The following is a 7,644-nucleotide window of genomic DNA, read 5'->3' on the forward strand; positions in this document are numbered from 1 at the left end:
CCGAGGAGGACGAAGTCGGGGGCGAAGGCCATGCCGAGTTTGATCTCCTCGGGCATCAGCATCCGGAACAGGCAGTCCTGCACGGTGATCCCGGACTCGAGCAGCGCGTCACCCTCGATCGTGGTCTGGGTGGGCAGCGTCCGGCCGAGGGTGCGGAGCGTGCCGGTGTCGTAGGCGACCAGCAGGTCCGGGTTCCACACCAGGCTCTGGTGCCCGGTGGTGGTCAGCGTCCGCATCGGCTCGGTCACCGGCGTCGACATCTCCGCTCCGGTGCCGCGAGAGCTGTTGTTGCGCATCAGCAGGGCGTGGTGCCGCCCGTTCGCGGCGAACGTGTCGAACGGCTCGCGGGTGGACTTGGGTCGGTTGTGGTTGCGCATCGGGACCACCACGACCGCTTCGGTGTCGCGGGTGGTGCGGGTCCGCATCGGTTCGTCGACCGGGCGGGCGTCGGTGTTCCAGGTACCGCCGGCGGGCACCAACAGCCCGGTCTCGTTCCGGGCGGTCTGGGTACGGGCCGGCCCGGTCGTGGGTTGGGCGTTCTTGCCGTCGCGGCCTTCGACCGGCACCAGCAGGGCGTGCGCGACGGTGCCGGCGACCAGCGTCCGCATCGGCTCGGCCACCGACACGGTGCCGCCGTGGGTGCGCAGCACCGTCAGGAACGGTGGGCACGCGAGCGCTTTGCTGGCGGTGGTGTGCAGGGTCCGTAGCGGGTCCTCCACCGGCCAGGCCCGGACTCCGGGGCGGCGTTCGTAGGTGTTGCCGGCGGCCTCGATGACCGTGGGCCGGGCGTAGCGGCGTAGCCCGGCCTCGATCCGGGCGATGGTCTTCGCGGCGAGCGGCTTGCTGCGGTCGCCGATCCGGTCGCCGGGGGTGGTCCAGTCGATCGCGGCGGCGGCGGGCAGCACGTAGGGGTGGACCACGCTGTGGCGGCACGACACGGCCGGGCACCGGTACAGGTACTGCTGGCCGTAGCGGCCGAACGGGCGGTCCGGGTTCTTCGCCGCGTACACCGCGGTCACCACGGCGTCGCAGGTCGGGCACCACGCCTGGGGGCGGGTCCACCGGTCCAGGTCCGGCACCGGGTAGATCTCCAGGGTGAACACGAAGTACGCGCGGGACCGGAACTGCGGGGCCGGCGCACCCAACTGGTGGCAGAACGCGCTGTCCAGGGTGATGATCTGGCAGCGGTAGCCCAGCCGGCGCATCCGCCCGCGCCACGCCGTGAGGCCGGTCCACTTGAGGATGTCCGGCACGTTCTCCACGATGATCGCCTTGTAGCGGTGGTGGTCGGCGAACCTGGGCACGTCCTGCATCAGCGCCCGCGACCGCGCCGCGGCCTCACTCGGCAACGGCCGGCCGTCCTCCCCGAACAACGCGCCCTGGTCCTCGCTGACCGCGAAGTCCTGCTTGTGCCCACGGCTCTGGGACCAGTAGGTGCATTCCGGGCTGAACCACGCCAGGTCCGTGTACGGGTAGCGCCGCGGGTCCACCTCGGACACATCGGCGATGTCGTGATCCACGTGCGGCAGGTTCGTGTTGTGCGTCTCGATCGCCAACGCCCAGTGGTTGCTGGCCATCCGCACCCGCACCCCCGCGACCGCCTCCGCACCACTCGAGCTGCCGCCTGCCCCGCAGAACAGATCCGTCACCGTGATCACCGCGCACCCCCTCCGGTGTGATGCTGCTCGGTTCGTGCATCCGTTGAGCTGCAACGGATGCCCGACGTGACGGCCGCCGTGACAGCCGCCGTGATGGTGGGGGTGTCAGACATCCTTGGTCCCCACTGGGCGGATGGTCACGTCGAGTCCTTGCCGGCGATACGTCGCGGCGACGACTTCGGCGGACACGGCACCGCAGGTCGTGATGCGGATACCGGGAGCCTCGACGTACTGCGGTTCCGAGTCGTACAGCTCGCGGTACCGCTTCTCGCTCATCCGCTTCGGCCGCGGGGGCACCGCGCGGGTGATGTCGGCCGCGGGTGCCCCTGTTTCCGGCGGCGGTGTCATCCGGTGTGGACCGCTGCGCGGCGGTGTCACGTCCCCGGTGCTGGCGAGGCTGCTGGTGGTGCGGCGTGCTCGGGATCGGCGTTGCCGGTCGCGGGCGTCGGTGGTGTTGGTGCTGGCGCCGTGGCAGCGGCGTCCTCCGGTGCGGCACATGCCTGTGGTCCTTTCAGTCACGTCCCCGGGTCGGGCTGGGTTGTCGGGGGCTGTTCAGAGGTGGATGCCGTGCTGGGCGAGCCAGGGTTGGGGGTCGACGCGGGCGGTGCGGTCGCCGTGGGGCCAGACCTCGAAGTGCAGGTGTGGGCCGGTGGCTTCGCCGCGGGCGCCGACGGTCGCGATCCGTTCCCCGGCCGCGACGTGGGCGCCTCGGGGGCGGTCGATGGTGTTGATGTGGCCGTAGACGGTGACCGTCCCGTCGCGGTGGTGCAGCCGCATCCACAGCCCGAACCCGGACGCGGGTCCGGCCTCGATCACGGTGGCGTCGGTGACCGCGCGGATCGGGGTGCCGAGCGGGGCTGCGATGTCGATGCCGTAGTGGGTGGTGCCCCACCGCGGGCCGAACCCGGAGGTGACCCGCCCGTCCACGGGCGTGGCATACCGCCCGGGCGTCGCGCCGGCCGGGTCGGCGTTGCTGGTGTGGGCGTACCAGGCCAGTGAGGTGAGCACGACCACGATGAGCAGCGGCCCGCCGCTGGACTTCCTGCGTGGCGCCATCGTTCTGTCCTCCCAATTTTCGGTCACGTTCTGTAGCGGCCAATGGGTGTGGTGAAGGAGGGGAGGGAGGCACACGCGGTGTCTCGATCCCGTGGGTTTGTGGGTGTTTCAGGTGGTCAGGACGCTGCGGGTCCCTTGCCTCCCTGCGGGTGGTTTGTGCTGCTCAGCGTGAGGGAGCCGGACTCAGGGAGGCGGTGAGGGAAAACTCCCCCGATCCCTGTGCCTCCCTCACCCGGTTCCCCCGGTTCCGGTGTCCCCACCGCCCCCGTGTTCGTCACGCACGGTGATTGCTTCGTGGATGTGGGCGGCGCTGACCTGCATGGCTCCCTCGGTCTTGTAGGGCGGGGCGTCGTGCTCGGTGAGGAACGCGGTCAGGGTGCGGGCGGTCCAGTCCTGGTAGGTGGGCCGGTGCAGCTCCACCAGCCGTTGCAGCACGTCCAGGGTCTTCATCCGGGGCGCGTCACCGAGCACCGTGGCGATGTCGGCCAGCGGGTCCCGGGCCGGCTCCCGGTCGCCGTCGTCGACCGGCCCGGCGGTGATGCCGTGCTGTTCGCGCAGCTGCAGGGCGCGGGCGGTGATGCGGTGCATGTCGCCCTGGTTGAGGAAGTAGCTGCGCAACAGTCCGGGTGTGGCGGTGAAACCGCGCTGCATGCAGGTGCCCACGTCACCGTCGCTGTCGACGGTCTTGGGCACCAGGCCCACCGCGGAGATCCCGGCCTTGTAGGAGCCGGACCCGAGCACCGCGTCGTTGGCCGTGTGGTCACCGATCGCGAAGCACGCCTTGTTGCTGGTGATCGTGAGCAGCTTGCGGGGCAGGGCGTCCTTGGACGGCTCCGGGGTGAGGAACACCAGCGTGATGCCGTACTTGCGGGCGGTGGACATCAGCTTGGACGCGACCTCGATGGCGTCCTTGCCGTGGTCGCCCATAAACAGGTTCTGACACTCGTCCACGACCACGATCCGTGGACGCAGCCGCGTGTCTTTCTCCGCCAACGCGCGGGTGACCTCGCGGACGTCGTGGTCTTTGAGCGCCTGTCCCCGGACGGTGGTCACGTCCTCGTAGAGCGCGTGCAGCAGGTCCATGCAGGCGTCCACGGTGTCGCTCCCGGCGCCGGTGAGCAGTGTCCGCAGCCGCGGTTCCATCGGCGTGTAGTCGGCGTTTTCCGCCATCACCACCACGTCGATGTCCACCAGCGGATCGAGCATCGCCCCGGCGAGCAGGGTGATGACCAGCGACGACTTGCCCGACCCCATCGCCCCGCCGGCCGCGTAGTTCGCTCCGGAGAACCGTCCACGGACCATGTCACCCTTGATGGTGATCCCGGCGGGGACACCAGCGAAGTAGTCCGTGGACACCTGGTCCAGATCGTCCAGCAGCGGCCACGGATCGACCGGCCCGGACAGCGCACCGGGCTTGGCGACCCACAGGTCCAGCACCGAGGGCATCGGCTCGGTGGGCCACACTTCGATCGGGAACCGCACCAGGTTGTGCGCCAGCATCGTCTTGCGCTTCACGATCTCCTCCACCGGACACGCCGGCGGCAGGTCCAACTGCGCCCGCCACCCCTTGCCGTCCACATGCGGCAGGTCCCGGAACCGGATCCGCCAGCCCTCCTTCAACGCCTGGTTGAACCCCTTGATGTTCAGGTTGCGCAGCGCGTTGAGGATGGTGTTCTCATCCGGCAGCCCGTCCATCACGTCCCCGTCCCCACCGCTGCCGGTGCTGGGGGTGGTGTCCAGCCAGCGGGGCATCTCCGCCCGGGTGCGGCCCTGCCAGTACAGGTAGAACACCCCCGCCACGGTGGCGGTGACCAGCCCGACCGCGCCGTAGGCGGTGAACAACCACACCACGGCCGCGACCGCGTCCAGCACCGCAGAGATCGGGCCGACCACGTCCGCGAACTGTCCGGAGGCGACCGCCAGGATCACGCCCAACACCAGCAACAGCCCGATCAGGCCGAGCGTTGCGGCCAGCCCGGCCTTGACCACCCGCCACGGCAGTGTCGCCCGGTCCATGGACCGCTGGTGGCGGTGCCGCTTCGCGGTCTCCGCCGCGTCCTGCCAGTACCGCAGCGTGTCCTGGTCACCGGCGGCCTCCGCCGCCCGCATCTGCCGCTCGTACCGGCCGGACCCGTGCGCGTCGCGCCACCGCCGCACCACCACACCCGCACCCGCCACCGGGTAGGCCACCCCGTGGCGCACCACCGTCCTGGTGCGCTGGTGGGTGACCGCCGTGCGCACCCCCCGGTAGACGGTCACCACATCCCGGCGGTAGCCGCGGTAACGCTCAACCGCCTTCGCGCGCTCGCCGGTCAGCCGCTGGTACTCCTCAACGGACACCAGCTCACCTTCCAACACCTCCGACCCGGTCGTCGCTGGCGCGTTGTCGCCGCGCAGGTCCGGCAAGTAGTGGACCACCGCACCATCACCAGCAGCGTCCACAGTGCGGTCCACGGTGCCGGCCGGGCCGCCCCCCGGGCCGTCCGGAACGCTGTCCGTGGCCGGTTCCTCGTTGCGGTACTCGCTCATCGCGCACTCCCATTCACCGACACCAGCCGCACCGACTCCGCGCCGTCCACCCCGCCGCCGGCCACCGCGCCGTCCGCACTCGTGCCCGCGGTCGGGTCGGTGGTCGGGTCGGCGGTGAGTTCGGCGACGACCACATAGGACATGGACCGCGAGATGTCGGGGACCACCCGCTGCACCCACCCAGCGGTGACCGTCGTGTCCGGTGCCGCGGCGGCCAGCTCCGCCCGAGCACGCGCGAGGTAGTCCGCCTTGGACACCCGCGGCACCCGCTTGTCCTTCCCGCCGGCCTTCCCGCCGGACGTGCCGCGGGACGGCGTGGACATCCCCACCCGGTCGGCCCGCACCTCGGTGCGCCCGGCCGAGTCGCTCGCCGCGGCCATAGCGCTCGCCGCGGCCGTGGACGTGGCCGTAGCCATGGACGTAGCCGTGGACGTGGCCGTGGCCGTGTCGGCCGGCTGGAGCCGTGGCGAGCGCCAGGGCGACTCGAGCGGCAGGCCGGCGAGTTCACCCGCGTGGCGAGCGGTGGCGAGCTCGGCGAGCAGCCGGTGTTGCGCCGCCTCGTCATGCGCGACGTTGGCCGCACGCAGCGCGCGGGTCAGGCGCACCGCACGCCAGGGCACCAGCCGCCCGGCCAGCGCCAGCCGCGCGGCCCGCGTCACCGCGCGGTCCCGGGTGCGAGCCAGCGCGTCACGGGTGTCATCAGCCAGCCCGAGCCGGGACAGCAGCCGCTCCCGCAGTTCGTGGGCCACCCGCGCCCACCCCGTGGTGCGGGCGTGCCCGGCGCGGATCTCGATCCCGAGCGCCAGGTGCAGCATCACCAGCCCGAGGACCGGGCCGAGCGTCACCCGGGCGATGCCCTCCGCGACCCCGGACAGCTGCCAGGCCATGTAGCCGGCCATCCCACACAGCACCCACGCCACCAGCCGCGGCGCGCCCGGCCGGCCGTGCGCACCGACGTTCGCGCGCATCCCGTACCCACACGCGATCAACGCGACCTCCAGCACCGCGAACATCACCACCCGCTCACGGACATCGGTGATGTGCAGGTTGTGGTCGAAAAACCGCCACGACGTGTCCACACTGACCACCATCGACATCACCGCGACCACATAGAACCCGACCGCCCCAGCCGGCCGGTCCCGGCCACGCCCCTTACCCGAGCCCACCACGACACACCTCCTCATCCGAGGTCCCCGGGCCGCGGTCAGTCGCCCGCCCGAACAACTCGTCTCCCTGTCCGACCGCCGCGACCCCGCGGGAACCGGCACGGGTGGTGCCGCGGCGCGCCCGCCGCACCTCGTGGGCTACCCAGCCGGCGGCCACTGCCGCCGCCGGCACCGCCCACAGCGGATGCGCGGCCGCCGCCAGCACCGCGGGCACACCGATCCCGGTGAGCTCACCGAGGTGCCAGCCGATCCAGGACACCACCCGGTCCACCCGATCCGCCCCGCGCACCGCGGCACCGGGCGCCGAGCGGGCGACCACCCGGAACGTCTCCTGTGGAGCCTCAAATGCCGCGTCGTGTGCGGTGTTGTGCTCGGTCTGCTCGGTCATCGCCAACCCTCCTCCGCACCCGTCGGCCGCGGCGGCAACCCGGCCACCACGAACCCGTCGATCCGTCGCATGAACACCTCCAACACCCGCGCCGCCCACAACAGCGGCTGGCGCACCAGGTGCAGCGCCACGAACACCACCAGCGCCACCACGAACCGCAGCAACGCCCACGTCCCGTACCGCTGCACCACCTCAAACGCCGACATCACCGGGCACCCCCCACCACAACACCGCCGGGGAACTCATCCCACGTCCGGCCGTCCAGGACCCGGCCCGCGGCGCCCTTGCCGACGCGGCGCATGACCTGCCGTTGGCCCATGTCATCGAGCAACGGACCGACAAGCACCTCACGGCCGACGCTGTGCTGCGCCATGCCGATGCCCCGGCCGCTGGGCGCCCACGCTCCCCACTGCTTGAACAAGAACGGCACCCGCGCGACCACACTCTGATCACGCAGGTGACGCGCCCAGTCGGGGTGCATCGGCCGCGCGCCATGGCCGGACTCGCCGCCCACCACCACCCAGTCGACAGGGCAGGGCGCGGCGCAGTCGAAGTCATGCCCGCGGCCACCAGCTGGCAGATCCGCTCCCGGGCAGCCGCGCTCAGTGCCGAGCCACGTCGACAGGTCGACTGGGCCGAGCAGCGGCTCACACGACACGAACCGCACCGCGGCCGGGGTGTCCCACAGCGCCGGGATCCGGATGTTCGCCCACTGCTGGGACTCCACGCTCACCCCGAGCCACACGTTGGGCAGCGGCCCGGCCAGCGGGCCGGACCACATCTTGTCGTGGCGTCGCCACGACCAACCGGCGCGAGCCCACCGCTCGAGCAGCGCCCGCATCCGGGC

At 71.7% G+C, this 7,644-nt stretch carries 8 protein-coding genes; all 8 read right to left on the reverse strand.

Features of this window, described 5'->3' with window-relative positions:
- On the reverse strand, window positions 1-1,649 hold a 1,649-nt coding region (locus GEV28_RS41230; RefSeq protein ID WP_291419676.1), incomplete at its 3' end, for a DNA cytosine methyltransferase.
- 114 nt (window positions 1,650-1,763) lie between these two features.
- Entirely contained in the window at window positions 1,764-2,156 is a 393-nt protein-coding gene (locus tag GEV28_RS41235; RefSeq protein ID WP_291419677.1) for a hypothetical protein, read from the reverse strand.
- A 54-nt stretch (window positions 2,157-2,210) separates the two neighbouring features.
- The gene (locus GEV28_RS41240) at window positions 2,211-2,714 is read right to left on the reverse strand and encodes a murein hydrolase activator EnvC (protein ID WP_367115291.1); all 504 of its coding nucleotides are present in this window, start codon (window positions 2,712-2,714) and stop codon (window positions 2,211-2,213) included.
- A gap of 228 nt (window positions 2,715-2,942) precedes the next feature.
- Window positions 2,943-5,243, reverse strand: a complete 2,301-nt coding sequence (locus GEV28_RS41245) for a zonular occludens toxin domain-containing protein (protein ID WP_291419678.1) — start codon at window positions 5,241-5,243, stop codon at window positions 2,943-2,945.
- The gene (locus GEV28_RS41250; RefSeq protein WP_291419679.1) at window positions 5,240-6,412 is read right to left on the reverse strand and encodes a hypothetical protein; all 1,173 of its coding nucleotides are present in this window, start codon (window positions 6,410-6,412) and stop codon (window positions 5,240-5,242) included. Before GEV28_RS41250 ends, GEV28_RS41245 begins: the two co-directional genes overlap by 4 nt.
- On the reverse strand, window positions 6,396-6,797 hold the full coding sequence (locus GEV28_RS41255; protein WP_291419680.1) for a hypothetical protein: 402 nt from the start codon (window positions 6,795-6,797) through the stop codon (window positions 6,396-6,398). Before GEV28_RS41255 ends, GEV28_RS41250 begins: the two co-directional genes overlap by 17 nt.
- Complete coding sequence (locus tag GEV28_RS41260; protein WP_291419682.1) at window positions 6,794-7,003, reverse strand: hypothetical protein; 210 nt, start codon at window positions 7,001-7,003, stop codon at window positions 6,794-6,796. Before GEV28_RS41260 ends, GEV28_RS41255 begins: the two co-directional genes overlap by 4 nt.
- The coding region (locus GEV28_RS41265; RefSeq protein WP_291419683.1) for a DUF5131 family protein at window positions 7,003-7,644 on the reverse strand (642 nt) is incomplete at its 5' end. The genes GEV28_RS41265 and GEV28_RS41260, both read right to left, overlap by 1 nt.

It is taken from the genome of Actinophytocola sp., assembly GCF_009379765.1.
Lineage (GTDB): Bacteria > Actinomycetota > Actinomycetes > Mycobacteriales > Pseudonocardiaceae > Actinophytocola.